General features: G+C 49.9%; 20 protein-coding genes. 14 read left to right on the forward strand and 6 right to left on the reverse strand.

The window, feature by feature from the left end; genetic code table 11:
* The first annotated feature begins 3 nt into the window (after positions 1-3).
* From ACXAF9_RS01960 to ACXAF9_RS02020, 13 genes are all read left to right on the forward strand, one after another.
* Entirely contained in the window at positions 4-525 is a 522-nt protein-coding gene (locus ACXAF9_RS01960) for a YceD family protein (RefSeq protein ID WP_475069658.1), read from the forward strand.
* A gap of 17 nt (positions 526-542) precedes the next feature.
* On the forward strand, positions 543-722 hold the full coding sequence (gene rpmF / locus ACXAF9_RS01965) for a 50S ribosomal protein L32 (protein ID WP_475069660.1): 180 nt from the start codon (positions 543-545) through the stop codon (positions 720-722).
* A 2-nt stretch (positions 723-724) separates the two neighbouring features.
* Positions 725-1786, forward strand: a complete 1062-nt coding sequence (gene plsX, locus ACXAF9_RS01970; protein ID WP_475069662.1) for a phosphate acyltransferase PlsX — start codon at positions 725-727, stop codon at positions 1784-1786.
* A gap of 123 nt (positions 1787-1909) precedes the next feature.
* Positions 1910-2842: an ACP S-malonyltransferase gene (gene fabD / locus ACXAF9_RS01975; RefSeq protein WP_475069664.1), complete on the forward strand. Its 933-nt coding sequence runs from the start codon at positions 1910-1912 to the stop codon at positions 2840-2842.
* Positions 2843-2856: 14 nt separating this feature from the next.
* Complete coding sequence (fabG, locus tag ACXAF9_RS01980; protein WP_475069667.1) at positions 2857-3600, forward strand: 3-oxoacyl-ACP reductase FabG; 744 nt, start codon at positions 2857-2859, stop codon at positions 3598-3600.
* Positions 3601-3768: 168 nt separating this feature from the next.
* Entirely contained in the window at positions 3769-4002 is a 234-nt protein-coding gene (acpP, locus tag ACXAF9_RS01985) for an acyl carrier protein (RefSeq protein WP_475069670.1), read from the forward strand.
* Between the two features lie 99 nt (positions 4003-4101).
* Entirely contained in the window at positions 4102-5340 is a 1239-nt protein-coding gene (gene fabF, locus ACXAF9_RS01990) for a beta-ketoacyl-ACP synthase II (RefSeq protein WP_475069672.1), read from the forward strand.
* A gap of 52 nt (positions 5341-5392) precedes the next feature.
* Complete coding sequence (gene pabC / locus ACXAF9_RS01995; RefSeq protein WP_475069674.1) at positions 5393-6247, forward strand: aminodeoxychorismate lyase; 855 nt, start codon at positions 5393-5395, stop codon at positions 6245-6247.
* Positions 6244-7281 (forward strand): endolytic transglycosylase MltG, encoded by a 1038-nt coding sequence (mltG, locus tag ACXAF9_RS02000; protein ID WP_475069678.1) that lies wholly within the window; start codon positions 6244-6246, stop codon positions 7279-7281. Before pabC ends, mltG begins: the two co-directional genes overlap by 4 nt.
* A 1-nt stretch (position 7282) precedes the next feature.
* Positions 7283-7915, forward strand: coding sequence for a dTMP kinase (gene tmk, locus ACXAF9_RS02005; RefSeq protein WP_475069680.1), 633 nt, complete (start codon positions 7283-7285; stop codon positions 7913-7915).
* A complete protein-coding gene (locus ACXAF9_RS02010) occupies positions 7912-8934 on the forward strand; it encodes a DNA polymerase III subunit delta' (protein ID WP_475069682.1) in 1023 nt (340 codons plus the stop codon). Before tmk ends, ACXAF9_RS02010 begins: the two co-directional genes overlap by 4 nt.
* Positions 8935-8954: 20 nt before the next feature.
* On the forward strand, positions 8955-9305 hold the full coding sequence (locus ACXAF9_RS02015) for a PilZ domain-containing protein (RefSeq protein WP_475069684.1): 351 nt from the start codon (positions 8955-8957) through the stop codon (positions 9303-9305).
* A 9-nt stretch (positions 9306-9314) separates the two neighbouring features.
* Positions 9315-10106, forward strand: coding sequence for a TatD family hydrolase (locus tag ACXAF9_RS02020; RefSeq protein ID WP_475069686.1), 792 nt, complete (start codon positions 9315-9317; stop codon positions 10104-10106).
* A gap of 40 nt (positions 10107-10146) precedes the next feature.
* On the opposite strand, the gene pbpC is transcribed toward ACXAF9_RS02020, so the two are convergent.
* On the reverse strand, positions 10147-12525 hold the full coding sequence (gene pbpC / locus ACXAF9_RS02025; RefSeq protein ID WP_475069688.1) for a penicillin-binding protein 1C: 2379 nt from the start codon (positions 12523-12525) through the stop codon (positions 10147-10149).
* Positions 12526-17631, reverse strand: coding sequence for an alpha-2-macroglobulin family protein (locus ACXAF9_RS02030; protein ID WP_475069690.1), 5106 nt, complete (start codon positions 17629-17631; stop codon positions 12526-12528).
* Positions 17632-17747: 116 nt separating this feature from the next.
* Between ACXAF9_RS02030 and ACXAF9_RS02035 the strand changes: the two genes are divergently transcribed.
* Positions 17748-18170 carry a secondary thiamine-phosphate synthase enzyme YjbQ gene (locus tag ACXAF9_RS02035; RefSeq protein ID WP_475069692.1) on the forward strand — a complete coding sequence of 141 codons (423 nt, stop codon included), beginning with the start codon at positions 17748-17750 and terminating at the stop codon, positions 18168-18170.
* 45 nt (positions 18171-18215) lie between these two features.
* Here the strand turns inward: ACXAF9_RS02035 and ACXAF9_RS02040 are convergent, their stop codons facing one another.
* Genes ACXAF9_RS02040 through ACXAF9_RS02055 form a run of 4 tightly spaced genes read right to left on the reverse strand, consistent with a single transcriptional unit; the run spans position 18216 to position 20243 of the window.
* Positions 18216-18779, reverse strand: coding sequence for a chemotaxis protein CheW (locus ACXAF9_RS02040; RefSeq protein ID WP_475069694.1), 564 nt, complete (start codon positions 18777-18779; stop codon positions 18216-18218).
* On the reverse strand, positions 18776-19585 hold the full coding sequence (locus ACXAF9_RS02045) for a TIM barrel protein (protein ID WP_475069696.1): 810 nt from the start codon (positions 19583-19585) through the stop codon (positions 18776-18778). Before ACXAF9_RS02045 ends, ACXAF9_RS02040 begins: the two co-directional genes overlap by 4 nt.
* 16 nt (positions 19586-19601) lie before the next feature.
* On the reverse strand, positions 19602-19937 hold the full coding sequence (locus ACXAF9_RS02050) for a TusE/DsrC/DsvC family sulfur relay protein (RefSeq protein WP_475069698.1): 336 nt from the start codon (positions 19935-19937) through the stop codon (positions 19602-19604).
* A 3-nt stretch (positions 19938-19940) separates the two neighbouring features.
* Positions 19941-20243, reverse strand: a complete 303-nt coding sequence (locus ACXAF9_RS02055; RefSeq protein WP_475069700.1) for a DsrH/TusB family sulfur relay protein — start codon at positions 20241-20243, stop codon at positions 19941-19943.
* Positions 20244-20258: the final 15 nt, after the last annotated feature.

Below are 20258 nucleotides of genomic sequence, written 5' to 3' on the forward strand. Positions count from 1 at the left end.
CTTATGTCGTACGGTAACTTACCGAAAATAATTGACCCGCGAAAGCTAGCTGAGCGGGAGGTGCGGTTACAAGGTCGTGCCAGTGTCGAAAAGATGCCTAATTTTGTGTCTTTTCTATGTAACGAAGAAGACACCATTGATGTCGATCTTTTGTTTTCACTGGACGAACAAAGAATACGTACTATAAAAGGTGATGCACATGGCAAGGTTCATATGACCTGTCAGCGTTGCCTTGAGCCGGTCGAAGTCGAAGTCCAGGCAGAGTTTAATCTGGCAATCGCGTTCAATGAAGATCGGGCAAAGCAACTGCCCAAATCCTATGATCCATTGATCGTTGAGGACGAAGAGATCGAACTGTTGCAGGTTGTTGAAGAAGAGCTGATTCTCAGTTTGCCGCTTGTTCCATACCACGCGGATTGCACTGTTCAGACTTCATTCGGCGACCAGGACCAGGCTGAGGAATCAGCCTCCGATAAACCGAACCCATTCAGTGTGCTGGCCCAACTGAAGGCCGGTAAGAAATGATTTAGGAGTTATTTACCATGGCTGTACAGCAAAACAAAAAGTCACGCTCACGTCGCGATATGCGTCGCTCTCACGATGCGCTGACTGGCCCAACTCTGTCTGTTGACGCGACTACTGGCGAAACTCACCGTCGTCACCACGTGACTGCAGACGGTTTCTACCGTGGTCGTCAGGTCGTTAACAACGACAGCGAATAAGCTTGATTAATCGCGTCACATTATCCGTTGATGCGATGGGCGGGGACTTCGGTCCCCGCGTTACTCTCCCGGCTTGCCTATCGGCGCTAAGTCGACACAAAGATCTCATTATTCATTGTTACGGTGAATCGTCACATCTTGATGCTGAGCTTTCCCGTTTATCCATTACCCCTGATCTAAAAGATCGTTTGGTCATCGAGCATTGCGGTGAATCTGTCGCGATGGGAGAAAAGCCCTCATCGGCCATTCGTCATCGTCAAGACTCATCCATGTGTCGGGCGGTGAAGCAGGTGGCAGACAAATCATCCGATGCGTGTGTCAGTGCTGGAAACACCGGGGCGCTCATGGCGTTTGGTCGCCAGCATCTGAAGATGCAAGCAGGGATTGATCGCCCAGCCATTATTACCTCGGTGCCGACCTATAACGGGCATTGTCATTTGCTGGACCTGGGTGCCAATGTGGATTGCAGTGCAGAGCATCTCCTGCAGTTTGCCATCATGGGGGCCGTGCTAGCAGAGTTGGTTGATGGTCGAGAACGACCCACTGTTGGACTCTTAAATATTGGCGAGGAAGTCATAAAAGGGAATGAGCAGGTAAAGCTTGCGAATGACCTTATCCGCCAATTTAATGCGCTGAATTACGTTGGGTACGTTGAAGGGCATGGCGTCTTTATGGGCAAAGCCGATGTGATTGTGTGCGATGGTTTTGTTGGGAATATTGCGCTAAAAAGCAGTGAGGGGCTTGCTAAATTGATTGGGCGCAAAGTGCGTCGCAGCTTTATGAAAAATGCCTATCGCCGTCTTATTGCTTGGCTTGCAAAGCCTGTCCTTAAAGAAATTGAGGCAGAGATGGACCCTTCCCGACGAAATGGTGCGACCTTGGCGGGCTTGCAGGGGATTGTGGTGAAAAGTCATGGCAATGCGAACGCTAAATGCTTTGGTTATGCGATTGATCAGGCGGTATGCGAGGTTCGCAGTAATTTGCCGGGTAAAATCGCGGAACGTCTGGAGTTTTACAACGATTTTCAGCGTTCTACCGAGAAAGATTCTGATCAAAACGGCTGAAAGCATTCTAATTTTGGCCCAATCATGTAAACTACCCATCCTTTAATTTTCAGGCGCTTTTTTGTTTTTTGTGCGCTTGAAGGTCGTTAACCGAGTTAATTCTCTTTAGAGGAAATTGTTCCCATGTCTCAATCGTTTGCATTTGTGTTTCCAGGCCAAGGCTCCCAGCATTTAGGGATGCTCAGTGAGCTGGCGCAAGAGCACCCAATCATTCAGGACACTTTCACCGAAGCATCAGGTGTATTGGGTTACGATTTGTGGGAGCTGGTTCAAAACGGCCCAGAAGACGATTTAAACTCGACCGATAAAACACAACCGGCGCTACTAACCGCAGGTGTGGCTTTGTGGCGTTTATGGAAAAAGCAAGGTGGTGCGGACCCAAAAATTATGGCCGGCCACAGCTTGGGTGAATACACCGCGTTGGTGTGCGCAGGTGCCATCAGTTTTACCGATGGTGTTCAGTTGGTTAAGCTGCGTGGTGAGTTTATGCAGCAAGCGGTGCCTGCAGGCACTGGTGCGATGGCGGCTGTTTTGGGTTTATCGGATGAGCTGATCCAAGAAAGCTGTGCCGCATCGGCACAGGGCCAAGTGGTCTCGCCAGTGAACTATAACTGCCCTGGGCAGGTCGTAATAGCCGGTGAAAAAGACGCGGTAGAGCGCGCGCAGGTAGCGTGTAAAGAAGCGGGCGCTAAACGCGTTGTGCCATTGGCTGTCAGTGTTCCTTCTCACTGCTCGCTGATGAAGCCTGCTGCCGAGCAGTTGTCTGCAGCATTAGCCAATGTATCGGTGTCATTGCCAATCATCCCGGTGGTTCAAAACGTTGATGGAAAAGTGGCATCGGATGTCGAAACGCTGAAAGCAAACTTGTTGGCTCAGTTATACAGCCCGGTCCTTTGGACGGCATGTGTTGAGTCTATGGTTGAGCAAGGTGTCGAAGCGGCTTTCGAGTGTGGGCCAAACAAAGTATTGTGTGGTCTGAATAAAAAGATTCATAAGCCGTTGGTGGTTAAAGCGATTAACGAACCATCGGGTTTTCAGGACGCGATTGCGTCGTAAGGCAAGGGTTGTTTATGAGTATTCAAGGTAAAGTTGCGCTGGTTACCGGTGCGACACGTGGTATCGGTAAAGCAATTGCGCTTGAACTGGCAAGCCAGGGTGCGATTGTGGTCGGTACGGCAACCAGTGATAACGGTGCGGATACGATCTCAGCATACTTAACTGAGGCGGGCGCAACAGGCCGTGGTCTTAAGCTGAATGTGGCTGATGCAGAATCCATTGAGTCTGTAATTAAGTCGATTCAGGACGAGTTTGGTACGATCGAAATCTTGGTGAATAACGCGGGTATCACGCGCGATAACATCATGATGCGTATGAAAGACGATGAGTGGAACGATGTGTTGAACACCAACCTGACTTCGATTTATCGTCTGGTTAAAGCATGCCTGCGCGGCATGACCAAAGCCCGTTGGGGTCGTATCATCAGCATCAGCTCGGTGGTCGCATCTATGGGTAATGCCGGTCAAGCAAACTATGCGGCCGCTAAATCCGGTATGGAAGGTTTCACGCGGGCGTTGGCTCGTGAGATCGGTTCGCGTAATATTACAGTGAACTGTGTAGCACCCGGCTTCATTGACACGGATATGACCAAAGATCTGCCAGAAGAGCACAAAGCGAATCTGCAGTCTCAAATCCCAATGAATCGCCTAGGCCAGCCAGAAGAGATCGCTTCTGTAGTTGGTTTCTTGGCAAGTCAAGGTGCGGGCTATGTGACCGGCGAAAGCATTCAGGTCAATGGCGGTATGTACATGAGCTAAGGCAAGCTTTCGCTGCTTTAGAGATTGTAATTTTCGGCAATTTGTTGATAATTGGCCGTCAGCTAATCAAGAATTTAAGCTACCTCCTTGCCTAGGTAAGGTGGGTTCTAATAAAATCACGATTTCATGCCTTCGGTATGAAGGGTTGATAAAAAGATAGGAAGAGTTATGAGCAATATTGAAGAGCGCGTAAAGAAAATCATCGCGGAACAACTGGGTGTTAAAGAAGAAGAAGTTGTAAACTCAGCATCTTTCGTAGATGACCTGGGCGCTGATTCTTTGGACACTGTTGAGCTGGTAATGGCGCTGGAAGAAGAGTTCGAAACTGAGATTCCTGACGAAGAAGCTGAAAAAATCACCACAGTTCAGCTGGCAATCGATTACGTAAACGCTCACCAGTAATCGTCTCGTCGTCAACGAGTTATAGTTTGACCGAAAAGCCGCATCTAGTCCTTAGAATGCGGCTTTTCTATTTATGTGCTTTGTAGCGGAGTGGCACTTATGTCTCGAAGAAGAGTGGTGGTTACCGGATTAGGTATGCTGTCGCCGGTAGGTAACACTGTCGAGAGTACTTGGGAACAAATTCTGGCCGGAAAAAGTGGTGCGGCCCCAATTACCCACTTTGATGTCTCTCGTTATGGGACTCAATTTTCGGCATCGGTTAAAGGGTTTGACGCCTCTGAGTATATGAACCCTAAAGATGCTCGAAAGATGGATTTATTCATCCAGTACGGTATGGCAGCTGCTTATCAAGCGGTTGAAGATTCGGGTATTTCTGAAGCACCTTATTGCCCGGAGCGTATTGGGTGTGCCGTGGGTTCAGGTATCGGTGGTTTAACCTTTATCGAATCAACGTACAGCACGATTTGCAACAGTGGTCCGCGTCGTGTGTCTCCTTTCTTTGTCCCTGGCAGTATCATTAATATGATCAGCGGTAATCTCGCGATTAAGTACGGCTTTAAAGGCCCTAACATCGCGATTACCACTGCCTGTACAACCGGTACTCATAATATTGGTTCAGCCATGCGTATGATTCAGTACGGTGATGCGGACGTTATGATTGCAGGTGGAGCCGAAATGGCAACCACAGAGCTTGGCTTAGGTGGTTTTTCAGCGGCGCGTGCTTTATCAACGCGCAACGATGACCCAGAGCGCGCTAGTCGTCCATGGGATAAAGACCGCGATGGCTTTGTCTTAGGTGATGGTGCTGGCATTGTCGTACTGGAAGAGTACGAACAAGCCAAGGCACGTGGCGCTAAAATTTACTGTGAACTGGTTGGCTTTGGTATGAGCGATGACGCTCACCATATGACCGCGCCACCGGAAACAGGCGAAGGTGCAGCGAATTCGATGCGTAACGCTATTAAGGACGCTGGGTTGAACCCAGAAGAGATCCAGTACGTGAACGCGCATGGTACTTCGACGCCAGCTGGTGACATGGCGGAAACCAATGCCGCAAAAGCGCTGTTTGGTTCGCACGTTGATCAGTTGCGCATGAGTTCGACAAAATCGATGACTGGTCACTTGCTGGGTGCAGCCGGTGCGGTTGAAGCGATTTTCTCGATCTTGGCGATTCGTGATCAGGTGGCGCCTCCAACGATCAACTTGGATAACCCATCTGACGGTTGTGATTTGAACTATGTGGCTCACCAGCCGCAAGAATGCTCAATTACGGCAACGGCTTCAAACTCATTCGGGTTTGGTGGCACAAACGGCACTTTGGTCTTTAAAAAGATCTAAATCGCTCTTTTAAAAAGCATAACAGGGAGGCTTCTCTGTTATGCTTCCTTTCATGAAAACACCACTCTCTTTAACGCTGATTAATGGCGTTCCAAACCAAATCATCAACCCTGCCGATCGCGGTCTTGCGTACGGTGATGGACTGTTTGAGACGATTAAACTGCACAATGGATCGCCCTGTCTTCTTGAGTTCCATCAAGAGCGACTCTATCAAGGTTTGGTGCGTCTCAAGTTCAGTGATCAGGCGATCAAAGTCGTTCAAGAGGCCTTGAATGCAAGTGTCAGTCAGCTTGTGTCATTTGCGAATGAGCACGCTTTGCCAACGGCTGTGATGAAGTGGGTAGTTACACGGGGTGTTGGGCTTCGAGGCTATAACCCCGATGGGGCGGATCAGCCGAGTGTGATCGCAAGTATTGCTCCTTATCATCCTATGAAAGAGCGCAATATTAACGGGGTTAGCGTGTTTGTGTGCGATACACCTTTGGCGCGTAACCCTTTTTTAAGTGGCTTAAAACACCTCAACCGACTTGAGCAAGTGTTAGCGCGTGCCGAGTGGCAATCTACGGAATACGCAGAGGGCTTGATGCTTGATACCGAAGGGCATGTTGTTGAAGGCACAATGAGTAACCTTTTTTGGGTTAAGGGCGCAGAGGTATTTACGCCGGATCTTACCTACTGTGGTATTGAAGGCACGCTACGACGCTTTATAATTCAAACCCTTAATGCACAGGGACAATCCGTTCATATTGTGAGCGAGGGCTTAAACGCGATTAAAGATGCGGACGAAGTCTTTGTTTGCAACTCTTTGATTGGAATCTGGCCTGTAACGCAGATGATGGGCTGCCACTGGGATGTGGGGCCAACCACCTTAGAGATTCAAAAGCGCTTGGATGAGGCTGAAGTTTGATTAAAAAGATTTTTTTAACCTTTGTTGTTCTCCTATTGGCCGGGGCGGGCGCCGCCGCTTGGGTTTGGAATGATTATAAAACCTATATCGATCAGCCCATTGCGCTGGCGCAGCCGATCCCATCCTATGTGTTGGAGAAGGGTACTTCGTTTAATCGCTTGTTAAGTGATCTTGAAAGCAAAGGGGTGATCAATAAGCCTTACTATGTGAAGGCTTACATGAAGTTGAACCCGCAGATCGGTCACATTAAAGCGGGTGAGTACCGGATCGATGAGAGCCTAACGCCGCAGTCTTTGATTCAGCGGTTTGTATCGGGCGACAGTGTTAAGCACTTCTTTACAATTGTTGAAGGCACGACGTTTAAGCAGCTTCGTGTCGCGCTAGCCAATAATGATGTGCTGGTACAAACCACGCAGGACTTAACGGTGGATCAGATCCTGTCTGAAATTGGTGCGACCGAGAAACACCCTGAAGGGCTGTTTCTTGCAGAAACTTATCAAATTGAACGTGGTACCACCGATCTTGCTTTGTTAAAGCGAAGCTACAAGGCGATGCACGATAGCTTAGATACTGCCTGGGAAACACGTGCCGAGAAGCTGCCTTACCGCTCAACCTACGAAGCACTCATTATGGCTTCGATCGTTGAAAAAGAGACCGCGGTACCTAGCGAACGTCCTATGATTGCTGGCGTGTTTGTAAAACGTATGGGTGTCGGCATGCGATTGCAAACGGACCCAACGGTTATCTACGGTATGGGTGATAACTACAAAGGCAACATTCGCCGCAAAGACCTTAAAACGCCAACGGCCTATAACACCTACACCATTGATGGATTGCCGCCGACCCCGATTGCGATGGTAGGGCGAAGTGCGATTGAAGCCGCTCTGAACCCTGAGAAAGGTCCTTGGCTGTATTTTGTGGCAAAAGGGGACGGAAGCCATCAGTTCTCGAAAACGCTTCGTGAGCATAATAAAGCGGTGCGGGCGTATCAGCTAAAACGCAGCCAAAACTACCGTTCAACTCCAGGGTCGTAACATGAGCCAACTTGGTAAGTTTATTACTGTTGAAGGAACTGAAGGGGTGGGTAAAAGCACCAACATCGGTTTCATCAAGTCCGTCCTAGAGGCGCAGGGCATCGAGGTAGTGCTGACCCGTGAGCCCGGCGGCACCCCGTTAGCTGAAGAGTTACGCTCACTTTTATTGTCACCGCGTGACGAGCACGTCCATCAAGATGCAGAGATCTTAATGGTGTTCGCTGCGCGTGCTCAGCATCTGAATCAAGTGATCTTGCCTGCCTTGCAGCGCGGGGCTTGGGTGTTGAGTGATCGTTTCACCGATGCCACGTTTGCTTATCAGGGCATGGGGAGAGGAATCGATTGGTCGATCATTGCTCAGCTCGAAGCGTTAGTGCAAAAGGGTACCTCCCCAGACCTCACCGTCCTGTTGGATATGCCGGTGGAGCTGGGTATGCAACGCGCATTGGCGCGCAGCGCACCTGACCGTTTCGAGCAAGAGAAATTAGCCTTCTTTGAAAAAGTGCGTAAAGGTTATCATCAGCGTGTAGATGAGACGCCTTCACGCTTTGCGGTCATTGATGCCTCGCAATCCCTTGAGTCGGTTCAGCAAGACATTAAAGCGCACATCACTGAGCGTTTAGGATTAGCATGAGCGATATAGCGGATCGATATCATGCGCTGAATGCGGAAGTGTATCCTTGGTTTTCGTCGCAATGGGAGCGCATCTTAAAGCTGCACCAAGCGGATCGTTTACCCCATGCCATCTTACTTAATGGCATGAAGGGGATCGGTAAGGCGCGTTTAGCCGAAGCGGTGGCAGGTTTTGTGATGTGTCATCAGCCTGCTAACGGTCAAGCGTGTGGTCATTGTCGAAGCTGCGAGCTGCTTAACACCAGTGGTCACCCAGATCTTTACTACATAAGCCCCGAGGAGCCAGGTAAGCCGATTAAGGTAGATCAGGTTCGAGAGCTCACCGAGTTTATGCACAATACGGCGCAGCAAGGGGGCTATCGAGTGGTCATCATGGACCCTGCCGAGGCCATGAATATATCAGCGGCGAACGCACTCTTGAAGACACTCGAGGAGCCCGGCGATGCGTCATTGTTGATCTTGAGCACCCATCAGTTAGGTCAGGTTCTACCTACCATCAAAAGCCGGTGTCAGAGATTGGATTGCACGACGCCCACGCCTGATGTCGCTGTCCCTTGGTTGGCTAATCAGTTGGAGATAGATCAAGCCGAGGCCACACAATTATTAAAGGTGGTTCATGGCGCACCTGTAGCCGGGTTAACCTTCAAGTCGGGTGGTCAGCAATCATTAAGAGGCGATTGGTTAACCTCGTTGCGTGAGCTCCTACAGCAAAAGAAAACCGTTGTTGAAGTATCGGAACAGTTTGCCAAGCTGGATGTCGAAAGCTTACTTGAATGGTTAGTAGGTGTATTGGCCGACGTGAATCGATACGTGATTTGTCAAGATGCGACGCGTATTCGCAACAATGATGTCGAAAAGATGATTAAAGGTGTTGCTAAAAACACATCGGCCGATAAACTCTTTAAGATGATGGATGTAGTTCAGGAGGAACTACTTGGCCTTAAGCGTCGGCATAATCCAAATAAGCCGTTATTGCTTGAGCGCATTTTATTACAGTGGGTTGGATTGGTAAGACCCTAGAGACGGAGTTCTTTATCTAGATGTCAGTTGTACCACGAATCAGTCACGGTATCTTGTCTCTTAATATTGAGACAAAAGAGGATTTGTACAAATCCTACATGCCCTATGTGACCAACGGAGGCCTGTTTATCCCGACGACACGCACGTATCAGTTGGGGGAAGAGGTGTTCGTTTTATTAACCTTGATGGAAGAGCCCGACAAGATACCGGTCACCGGTAAAGTCGTCTGGGTTACGCCAAAAGCTGCTCAAGGTGGTAAGCGTCCTGGTATTGGCATCCAGATGACTTCCGATGATGCTTCTCTGATGCAGAAGATCGAAACACATTTGGCCGGTGCTCTCACCTCTGGCCGTCGTACTCATACCATTTAATGACGCTTTATGTTTATTGATTCCCACTGTCATCTCGACAGAATAGATCTATCCCCTTACGAAAATGCATTTGCACCCGCCGTCGATGCCGCTCACGAGCGCCAAGTAAACGAGATGCTGTGCGTCTCGATCGATACCGACAACTTCAAGGGCATGTACGATCTTATCCATGATTACGCTTCTATCTATGCCTCCTTTGGTGTGCACCCGTGTCACGTAGAAAAACCAGACGATATTCTCTCGGTCGATGATCTTAAAGAGTGGGTCGCTAAGCACCCTAAAGTGATCGCGATCGGGGAAACGGGTCTTGATTATTATTACACCCAAGACACACGTGAGATTCAGCGAACCTCCTTTGCCAACCATCTGACCGCTGCCGATCAGTTGGGTTTACCCGTGATTGTTCATACACGAGATGCTCGCGAAGAGACGCTTGAGTTGATCGATCAATACGGTGGTGAAACAGGCGGGGTACTGCACTGCTTTACCGAATCGCTTGAGATGGCACAAGCGGCGCTTGAAATGAATTATCTGATCTCGTTCTCGGGCATCATTACCTTTAAAAATGCCGAAGAGCTTCGGGATGTGGTTAAAGCGATTCCACTTGAGAAGATCCTTATCGAGACGGATTCCCCGTATTTAGCGCCAGTGCCGTACCGTGGCAAAAAGAATGAGCCAAAATACGTGGTTGAAGTTGCTCAGTGTGTTGCGGACCTTAAAGGGGTAACCGTAGAAGAGGTCGCCAAGGTCACCTCGGAAAACTTCCATCGGTTATTCTCAAAAGCAAAAACGCTTCGTTAATCCGAGCATCAATTACCCCAAGCCCGCAGTAGCGGGCTTTTTAGTGGGATTTGATCACATCGTAGATCAACCTTGCGGTGTGGTTGTGCTCATCGACTACGACCAGCTCATATGTGCCTGCACGATCCATCGTGATGGAGATCGCTTCATCCGCACTGGATTGCTCCAAGAACCGACCGTTAATGTACCAGTCTCGTTGTCCCAAGCCGCCGCTGGACCTTACCTCGATGATAAGGCTTGTGCCTTTTAAGAGTAGGGTTTGGTCTTCGGCTAACCCGTTAATCTTGATCGGTGGGGTAGCCCAGCTGGCTTGCTCGCAGTACGGAGCTGTGGGTGGTATTTGGATTGCGCGTCGTCGAAACGCCGGTATCCAAGGCTCTACACTGCTTGGCCAAAGTGCGACGGTGTGAGGCAAGGTAGGCTCTTGGCTGGAGCAGCCCAAAGGCACTTGTTCGCCATTTGCGTTAATTCGAAGTGTCACAGGGTTTGGTTCTAGGCCATCCAAGCTTGGGTCCTTTAAGGTTGGTGGGATCATATCGCGAATGATCCAAGCGTTATGCGCTTGATGACATTGATCCTTGGGTGTTTGGCTGGCGAGTCCCCCCAAAGGCCAACAGATGGCCTCTTCACGAACGCGTTTAGGTTGGGCAGGCCACACGGGGGTTCGGTCAAAGCGCTCTTGCAAACGAAACAGTAAGGGCAGTGCGGTAACGGAACCAAAGTAACCGGGTGATGGTGTCCCATCTGGACGGCCTAACCAAACGCCGAAGGTGTATTTAGGCGTAACGCCAACGGCCCACGCATCTCTAAATCCCCAGCTGGTGCCAGTTTTCCACGCCATAACAGGGGCCGCGTGTTGAATGCTGTAGTTTCTGACTCGGTCGGGTCGTGCATTGGTGAGTAGGGTTTTCACAACCCAAGCGGTCTCTTTTGAAAACAATCGCCTTGGCAATTCAGGTTCAGCGTTTTCTAGGGTGCGATTTGGGTACACCAAGCCTTCGTTCGCCAAGGCGCTGTACAGCTCGGTTAAATGCCACAGTGAAAAACCGCCGCCCCCTAATGCCATGGAGAGATTTGCTTTACCGCCAGAGGGGTAATGATACGGGGTGCGTACGCTTTTTAACGAAGCATCGAACCGCTCCGGCGACAGGGCTTCTAGCACTTGTACGGCCGGTAAATTTAGGGAGTATCTAAGTGCTGTGTGGGTATCGACAGGGCCGCTGAACGCGTTTGCAAAATTTTCGGGTTGATAATCTTTATGAAGCCTTGGCGTGTCTCTTAGCAAACTTTTGCTGTGAATGATGCCTTCATCCATCGCAAGCCCATAGATAAAGGGTTTCAGTGTCGAGCCAGGTGATCGAGTGGCTTTAATCATATCCACATGACCAAAACGCTCAGGCTGATTAAATGCCGCGGAGCCGGCGTAGGCTGCCACACTGTGGTCGACGTTATCGATGATTAAAACGGCGGCCGAGTGGTGTTTGGGGAAGCGGCGAATCTCATCCCCTAACAGACTTTGAAGCGCACGTTGTAAGTTCCCATCGATGGTTGTGTTGACCACGCTGCTGGTTGGCTGGCTCGCATGCAATGCACGCGATAGAAGCGGGGCCAATTGCGGGTTATTTAATCTGTGCCCGTACACCCGTTCAAGCACGGCTTGATCAAAGTCCTGTTGTTCGATATCCCCTTGCTGAAGCAGTCGTCTTAATACTTTATCGCGTGCGGCGGTAGCGCGCTCTGTATATCGATCAGGCCGAAAACGAGAAGGGGCTTGTGGCAATACCGCCAATAAGGCCGCTTCCGAGAGGGATAGGTCTTGTGCACTTCGGTTTAGATATTGTTGGCTGGCGGCCTCGACACCTTCGATCACTCCGCCCATGGGGGCATAGTTAAGGTAAAGGGTTAGAATTTCATCCTTGGATAGATGCCACTCAAGCTGTAACGCCCGAAACGCTTGCTTGAGCTTACCTTTAAGGGATCGCTCGTGAGGGTCTAGCCGTCTGGCAACCTGCATGGTGAGCGTCGACCCGCCCGATACAATGCAGTCACACTGAGCGTTTTGCCAAGCGGCGCGCACTAAAGCGATGGGGTTGATGCCGGGGTGGAAGTAAAACCAGCGATCCTCATAGCCAAGTAAGGCTTTTATGTACAAAGGTGATACGTCGGTTACATCAACTTTGTGACGCCAGATGCCGTTTTGATCGGCGAAGGCTCTGAGTGGCCGTCCTTGGCGATCAGTAATTACTTGCGAGAAACCTGAATTTTTTGGGGCTTTGGGTAAGGGGTAAAGTGTATCTGCTACTAAAAACAGAACCAGTAGCACAATGACCGACATTAGCGCGCCAATCAAGCCGCACTTTTGCCAACCCTTTTGTGAAAAAGCCCCCAAAAGGGGGCGTTGATGACCTGAGCTACTCACCTATGGCTGAACCACACGCAGTTTAGTCAAGGTATCGCTGAGCGCACGTGCCTCTGGCTGATACATATCTTCTAGCAAGGCGTTCGGTACGCGGTATTCACCTGGCGTTACAGCACGAGCCAGGTAATACAAACGAGTCGAGCGGCTGTAACCGTACTCGTTACCCGTGGCAAGAGCAGCAACGTAGCGATCATCTCGATACTCTTCATGTCTCACGTCTCGGTCACGCATCCAGGTCGATAAAGGTCGTTTGTTTAAACGAATCTCCGATAGCGAGGCACTGTCTGCCAGGTTTTGGTTTTCAAGCTCAAGACCCGCCGGAATCAGATCCACCAGCAGTAAGTCGGGTCGATAGGTTTCACTGCTAACGGTCAGTTCAACCAAGACTAAGTCACCTGTGCTCATGCTCATGATGCCATCTTTGATTGGCATGGGTTGGCCATCAAGATCATAGTAGCGTCGTTCGACGCTAACCCCATTGTGGCTCTCCGCTTCCGGTGCTTGTTCAGGGTAGCCTTGGTAAACGATGTCGGCGTACAGGGCTTCTTTCCCTTGGTTGACGACGCTCACACCTTGTGCAACGGCAGAACCGTTTAGGCTGGACTGTATAGGTGATTGTCCTTTAAGGCGCTGAGTGATCTCGCCGGTAATAAGATTGGCTTCCCATGGATGTGTTTCCAATAGGGATTGGTCCATCGCCGCTTGGAAAAGCGCCACTTGCTCCTGAGTGCTGAGGTAACGGTGCTTGCGCATCTCATCACCAAGCACCTTATATTGACTCAGCAGAGAAGACGGCTTGATGTTGGCCTGAATTTGCAGGTGAATACTTTGTGCAAGGTCACGAACCTTCGAGCCATAATCCCCAATGTAGAGGTGATCATCTCGGCTGGCTTCATTGGCTTTGGTGCTGAGCTCATTAAACAGGGTTTGATCGCCCATCAGTTTAGCTGCCAAAGCCAATTGGGTTATCGCAAGTGGGGAAGCCTTCGTTGGGATGGCGCGGCTAATGCGACGGATATCGCTGAGCGACGCACGAGAGTGGCGAGCCAGCACATAGGCGGCATAGCTTTGGTAGCCAAACTCGTAAGCCTCAGGGTCTTCGACCCAGCGTTCAGCGTAGTTATCGGGGCTTCGGGTGTAATCACTTAAGCGACTGAGGGTGCGCTCAAGCATCTCCTGATCGACGTTAACGCCTTTTTGAATGGCGTCGGTCATAAAGTGACCCGCATAGGCGGTGAGCCAATGCTCCTCACTGCCATCGGCCGACCAAAGACCAAAACTGCCGTTACCTTTCTGGCGTTTGGCGATGCGCTCAAGACCGCTTTGTATCGCAGAGGAGCGGTCCTCTGCAGAGACGCTGCTCAAACCAAGCGCGGTGATCTCCTGATCAGATACATACAGCCATGGGTAGCTGCTGCTGATGCTCTGCTCCAAACAGCCGTACGGGTAGGTCAACAGGTGCGATAGCTGCTCATGCAGGTTTAAGTTGACGGTGTTGCTGATGCTAACATTGGCTTTTAAGGTCGCTGGGCTAAATGCTGCAACGGCATCGGCCGGTAGGTTCAGTGATTGTTGTGGGTCCAGTGCAGCGCTTAAGCGCTCAGTCGTGGCTGGGTACGCTTGTCTTACATTCAATTTCCATTCGCGATCAATAGGGTAGTCAGGCGCACCTGCGACATCTGCCTTAAACGTAATTTGTCCGGTCAGGTCAGCGGCATTAAACGGTATCAGCAGCGTCTGCTTTTCGTTCTCTTTTAAAGCGATTTGCTGATCCAACTCGTCAAGCTTCACAGGGCCTAGCGCACTAAAATGGGCATTCAAGGTGACGGGTTGATCGGTCAAGTTGGTGATGTCCAGTGCGACCGAGGATTGATCACCGTTGGCAACAAACCGTGGCATGGACAGTTGGGTCACCACAGGGGCAGCTACAGTCACTTCTTTCTCTTGACTGCCGAAGTGATCTTGGTCAAAGGCGACCGCCATCAAGCGGATTTTTCCATTAAATTCAGGTAGTTCCAGCGGTATCTTAGCAATACCGTTTTCGACGGCTACCTCGCCCGAGAAGAGTGAGAGTATCTGAACCTCGGATTGGGCTAGGTCACCCCCGCGAGAAAGTTCACCATCGCCACCGAATTTGATTTTAGCGCTTTTGTTCTCGTTAAGTTCGATCAGTTGACCGTACATATCGAACATATCAACGCTGAAGCGTTTTTGACCAAAGAAGAAGGGCGCAGGTTCTGGGGATTCAAAACGGGTGATCGATAGAACGCCAACGTCCACCGCCGCAAGTGTGACGGACGCCTTCTCAACGGGCTTACCATCACTTGAGGTGACTTTTACCTCGGCCATTACAGTGCGATTGGGAAGCCATTTTTCAGGTGCGCTGATCTCGACATCCAATGTGCGCTCTTGGCGATCCAGTGGCAGATGCAAAATGCCAACGGAGCGCGCAGGTGTAATGCGTTTTTGATCGCCAGCATCCTGCAGGTGCAACGCCGTAACGTAGATATCGTGACGGTTCCACTCATCGCTGATAGGGATGTTAACGCTTGCGCCGTCTTCCCCAGTGTGAATGCTTTGTTTCCATAAAATTTGATCGGAGGACTCAACCAAAATCAGGGTTTCGCCTTCACCCGGTGGAGTTATCTTAAGGGTTGCCTCTTCTCCGGCTTTGTAAGCGGCTTTATCCAGTGCCAAGTTAACTTGATCTGGGCGCGCGGCTTGATCGGAAGATTGGCTGTAATCCCAATACCAGTTTTGGCCTGCATCAAAGTGGTAGGTCGTCGTTAAGCCATCCACGGGATTTGTGACTTCCACGCGGTAGGAGCCCCATTTCACCGGCAGCTCAACCACCTGTTTTTTGCCCGCCTTAATGGAGGTGGCTAAGTTTAACTCCGCGATATTGTCTTTGGCGGATTCGTAATACCAACCTTGGCTTGAAGAGTATCGCCAATGATAGCGTTTGGTTTCGTTTATCAGCTTAACTTGCAGCTGATTGGCCGCGAGCAAGTTGCCGTCGATATCGGTGTTGATTAACTCAAAGCGCGCTAAGCTGTTTTCATCGGCACTGTCATTGAACAGAGGGCGAATACCAATCAGTTGTTTGGTTGGTAGGATGGATTCCGAGTAGCTACGCAGAACAGGACGGCCGCCGCTCTCAAACAGTTGTCCTGTCATTTGCAAACGCAAAGGAATATCGGCTTTGGACCAGCGGTTTTCGACCTCTAGGGTTAAGCGGCCTTCTTGATTAAAGGCCAATTGGTCTTGGGACCAGTCGGAATTAAACTCATCGCTTTGCCCATTACCAAAGAAGAACTTAGGCCAGGCTTTAATCGGGTGCGGTTCAGGACGAATTTTATAATCCACATCAAATCGATTGCCGACCGCAGGTGCCCCGTAAAGATAATCGCCCTGTACAGGGATGCGGATTTTAGCCTCATCTACGTGCGCATCGGGGCGTTGGTCCGGGTTCCAAGTGAGCTTCATCCGCTCTGGCATGAAGTCTTCAACCTTAAAGGTATACACTTCTGGGCGGCTGTTCGGCAGGTTAACGGTTAAGCGCCATTCACCTGTTTGAGCTGCTTTGGCGATCGGGTATTGGTACTCATAGTAACCATTGGCTTGTGTGCGCCAAGTAAAGGTGGTTACCCGCTGGCCATCTGGCTGGTGCAGTTCAGCTTGTAAAGGGGTGTTGCCAAGTGGTTTGCCATCTTGGTCACGTAAAATGCCACTGATGATGGCCGTTTCGCCGCCACGATACAGATCACGCGGACCATAAAGGAACAGCTGGCTTTGTTCGTTTTCTGTATCGCCAATATCAAAATCAGACAGGTCCAGAGCACCCGTTTGCAAAGGCGTAAGTGTTAACGATTCATCTTTTTTGGCCAGCAAAATGCGGGCTTTATGTCGACCGGAAGAGACCGTATCGAAGCGGGCGAAACCTTGGCTGTCGGTTGTCTTGCTGGCTAATCCCGTTTCGCTGTTAATCAGAAGATCAAGCTCAACATCGCTCACTGGCTGACCGTCTTCTAGGCGGTTAACAAACACAGAAAGCGATTTGCCATGCTTGCGGGCATGAACACCAAAGTCGGTCATGGCATACCAAGAAACGGCAACCGGATTTTCATACATGCCAGGGCGTGTCATCACGACAATGTAGGCGCCGTTTTGATTCAACGCGTCAATGTCTTGAACCGGAAGATTCACTTCGCGTTGCTTGTTTTTATCGTCGGTCAGCTCAAAGCGACCTTCATAAGCGAGCTTGGCGAAAGACTGAATCTCATCCAGCGAGTAGTAGTATTGGGTGGTGCCACGCTCTTTCCAGCGCAATAGCTGCAAGAACGCTTCTTCGTCATTATTAACTTTGTAAAAGGTCGCGTTTACTTCGGGTACATTCATGACCGAAACCGGTAAGCCGGTATGTAAACCGCGAATCAGATAGTGTCCCTCGCTTGAAAAGCGCATTTGAGCCGCCGCAGGGCTCAGTGTTACCGTGTTACCAAAGCTTTTCTCTAAAGGCTTATCGAAGGCCGAAGTTAGCCCTTTTAGAACGGTAACTTTGTAGGCTTGCTCTGGGGTTGGGTTGTTGAGGTAAATGAAGAACCCATCTTCTGACAGAACCCACTCCGTGCCGCTGGTGCTTTCGATAAACTTACGAAAATCGATCTCACCGTTTACTGGGGTCGAAAAACGAATGCCGACGGTATTGCCGCCATCGTAAGACACCTCACCAATGTGAGTGACCTCAAAGGGCAGGGTCGCGTAAATCTCATCCGCTTTTGTGCCGGCGTTGGCTTCAGGTCCTTGCGCTTTTTGGGACGCTTGTGTCGCTTGGTTATCGGGAGTCGCCTCTACCGCCGTCTCTTTAGTTTCTTTCGCTGGGGTAGCTTGCTCTGATGGTGTTTCTGATGTCGATGAGGCTTCTTGTGCCGGATCAACTGGAGTCACTTGGGTTTCTTGCTGCGTGTGGCTTTCAACCGGCTTTGGTTTTTCTTCCTCGCCACAGCCGACTAATGCGGTGGCGATCACAAGGGGCAATAGGCGTTTCGGGTAGGGTGCATGTACCCATGAACTTAGCAAATCACGCTTTGACGATAAACGATCCATGTCCACAACTCCTTTTGTAAAATATTCAAGCGATTAGCAGACACTATAATACTGCAAAGCGTTCCGTTACGCTGTAAAAAGCAGATCTTTCATGGGTGTAGAGCAGGGTATGAATAATGTGGATTCAGCGTGAGTTTAGATTAAAGCCGCAAAGACGGGGCTTTCACTTGATTGAACGTGAGGTGATGAGCGCCATCCCAGAAATTTCGCAGTTGAGTGTGGGTGTTCTGCATCTCTTTATTAAGCACACCTCGGCATCGTTAACCTTAAACGAGAACGCCGACCCTACAGTGAGAACGGATTTTGAAGCGGTGTTTAATCGTTTGGTCCCTGAAAATGAGCCTTATTATGAGCACACGTATGAGGGCAGTGATGATTTACCGGCGCACATAAAAAGCAGCTTGCTTGGTGCCAGTGTTTCAATTCCGATTACAAACGGGCGGCTTAACGTGGGGACTTGGCAGGGGGTTTATTTATGTGAGCACAGAAACAGCGGCGGTGGACGGTTATTGGTCGCGACATTGAATGGTGAGCTGTAAAAGAAAAGGCAAAGGGCGAGCGTGTACCCTTTGCCCATCGATTAATCAGTGATAATCATCTTCATTGATAGGCGTGATGCTGGCCACCATTTTGCCCAGATCCATCAAGATGGTTAACACGCTATTAAAGTAGGTGACACCTTGAACATAGCGGCGGCTGGTCGTGTCGTCGCCCGATACGTTTGGAGCACGTTCCACTTCGTTGTGAGGGATGTTAATAACCTCGTCAACGCTGTCGACCACTAAACCGATCACTTCGTTTTCGTTGAATTCGACCATGATGATACGAGTATCATCGTCGGGTGTAACGGTTGGCATATTAAAGAAACGGCGTAGGTCAATGACCGTAGCTACGTTACCCCGAAGGTTAATGATGCCTAAGATATAAAACTCAGAGCCTGGTACAGGTGTGATATCGGTGTAGCGAAGCACCTCTTTAACCTGCATTACATCGATGCCGTAAAGCTCGTTGTTCACCTTAAAGGTGGCCCATTGGTGGTAGACTATTTCCTCTTGGTTAGCGCGTTTGGCTCGCTCCTGCTTATCTTTTTTTGCTTGTTCAATCCCTTCCAACATTTTTGCCTGATCGGATCCTGCTTGTAAGCTCATGTCGCTGTAACCCACCTTCGTTTGTCATCATGCCAAGGTGCTAAATGGGGTAGCCCTTGTGCAGTTGTCGTAGCCGGAAAATACTCGAAACTGACAAAGCCTTGATAGTTTGCGCGTTTTAACACGTGGAAAAACGCATCAAAATCGATCTCTCCCGTACCTGGCTCATGACGTCCCGGGGCGTCGGCCACCTGAACGTGATGTATCATTGCCTGGTGCTTGAGAAATGACTCGGTCAGATTCTCTCCCATCATCTGCATGTGATAAGCATCGAATTGAACAAACAGATCGCCTGTGAGTTTGCTCTGTTCGATGATCTTCACCGCTTGTGCTGTGGAATTCAGCCAAAATCCGGGAATGTCGATGGTATTGATCGGTTCGATCAGTAATCGTATTCCACTTTGCTTTAGCGTATTTACAGCATAGCGCAGATTCTCGATAAAGGTATTTTCGGCCAGAATCTTGTCAACATTAGGGTTTTCAATGCCGCTCAAGCAATTAACTTGCTTTACATTCAGCGCCTTGGCGTATTCAAGTGCCAGCGGAGCACCGTCTTGGAACTCAGTTTGGCGTTCGGGTTGGCAGGCAATCCCCCGATCCCCATCGGACCAGTTGCCGGCTGGGGCATTGATCAAGATCAGCGATTGTCCGGTGTGCTTGAGTGCGTAGCGAAGCTCTTCAAGGCTGGCTTCGTAAGGGAATTGGATCTCGACATATTGAAATCCACAGCGCGCAGAGGCTTCAAACCGCTCCAGTAACGGCCGCTCAGTAAACAGGGTAGAGAGGTTTGCCGCAAACGGGAGCATGTTTGATCTCCTTTGGTTATAAACAGTTGGCAGGTTTTGGTAGGCCTGCGTAACGTGCCGCTTGCTTAGCCGGGCTTTCGGAAAAGAGCTTCATTAAATAGATGCTTTTGCCTTTGTCCTCGCCCAGGGATTGCTTTACCGCTTTGACCAACGGACGCATGGCGGGTGACAGGTCATAGGTTTGATAAAACGCACGTACAACCTTAAGAATCTCCCAGTGAGCGTCTGTTAGCGTGACGCCATCTTGCTCGGCCAATCGATGGGCTAGCGCTTCTGACCAGTCGTCTAAGTTAAGCAAATAGCCCTCATCATCCAGTGGGATCTGTTGCTCGTTTATGTCTATGTTTTGCATCGATTAAAACCAACTGATGTTGTTGTCGTGTTCAAGGCATAGGGATACGAACTCGGCGTCAGTTGCCCTTTGTTGTTCATTCACAAGTGGTGTTAAACCGCGTGCGTCTAAATCGGGTAGCAAAAAACGGATCGGTACGCCACTGGGTACGTGAGAGAGAATCGAGTCTCTATCGTTAAGCGATACGGCTAAGCTTGTCGCGTTCTCGATCAGAAGCAAAGTGTCGCCTTCACGCAATGCGGCTAAACATGGATTCCATACCAGAGCATGGTCGTCAGTTTTATTGATGATGTGGAGTGTTTTCATCGGTATCAATCACTT

It is taken from the genome of Neptunomonas sp. ABH4_499, assembly GCF_056160565.1.

Coding starts and splice junctions, on each gene's coding strand:
- ACXAF9_RS01960 (WP_475069658.1), top strand. CDS start 4: ATGTCGTACGGTAACTTACCGAAAATAATTGACCCGCGAAAGCTAGCT.
- rpmF (WP_475069660.1), top strand. CDS start 543: ATGGCTGTACAGCAAAACAAAAAGTCACGCTCACGTCGCGATATGCGT.
- fabD (WP_475069664.1), top strand. CDS start 1,910: ATGTCTCAATCGTTTGCATTTGTGTTTCCAGGCCAAGGCTCCCAGCAT.
- fabG (WP_475069667.1), top strand. CDS start 2,857: ATGAGTATTCAAGGTAAAGTTGCGCTGGTTACCGGTGCGACACGTGGT.
- acpP (WP_475069670.1), top strand. CDS start 3,769: ATGAGCAATATTGAAGAGCGCGTAAAGAAAATCATCGCGGAACAACTG.
- fabF (WP_475069672.1), top strand. CDS start 4,102: ATGTCTCGAAGAAGAGTGGTGGTTACCGGATTAGGTATGCTGTCGCCG.
- pabC (WP_475069674.1), top strand. CDS start 5,393: ATGAAAACACCACTCTCTTTAACGCTGATTAATGGCGTTCCAAACCAA.
- tmk (WP_475069680.1), top strand. CDS start 7,283: ATGAGCCAACTTGGTAAGTTTATTACTGTTGAAGGAACTGAAGGGGTG.
- ACXAF9_RS02010 (WP_475069682.1), top strand. CDS start 7,912: ATGAGCGATATAGCGGATCGATATCATGCGCTGAATGCGGAAGTGTAT.
- ACXAF9_RS02015 (WP_475069684.1), top strand. CDS start 8,955: ATGTCAGTTGTACCACGAATCAGTCACGGTATCTTGTCTCTTAATATT.
- ACXAF9_RS02020 (WP_475069686.1), top strand. CDS start 9,315: ATGTTTATTGATTCCCACTGTCATCTCGACAGAATAGATCTATCCCCT.
- ACXAF9_RS02030 (WP_475069690.1), bottom strand. CDS start 17,631: ATGGATCGTTTATCGTCAAAGCGTGATTTGCTAAGTTCATGGGTACAT.
- ACXAF9_RS02035 (WP_475069692.1), top strand. CDS start 17,748: ATGTGGATTCAGCGTGAGTTTAGATTAAAGCCGCAAAGACGGGGCTTT.
- ACXAF9_RS02040 (WP_475069694.1), bottom strand. CDS start 18,779: ATGAGCTTACAAGCAGGATCCGATCAGGCAAAAATGTTGGAAGGGATT.
- ACXAF9_RS02045 (WP_475069696.1), bottom strand. CDS start 19,585: ATGCTCCCGTTTGCGGCAAACCTCTCTACCCTGTTTACTGAGCGGCCG.
- ACXAF9_RS02050 (WP_475069698.1), bottom strand. CDS start 19,937: ATGCAAAACATAGACATAAACGAGCAACAGATCCCACTGGATGATGAG.
- ACXAF9_RS02055 (WP_475069700.1), bottom strand. CDS start 20,243: ATGAAAACACTCCACATCATCAATAAAACTGACGACCATGCTCTGGTA.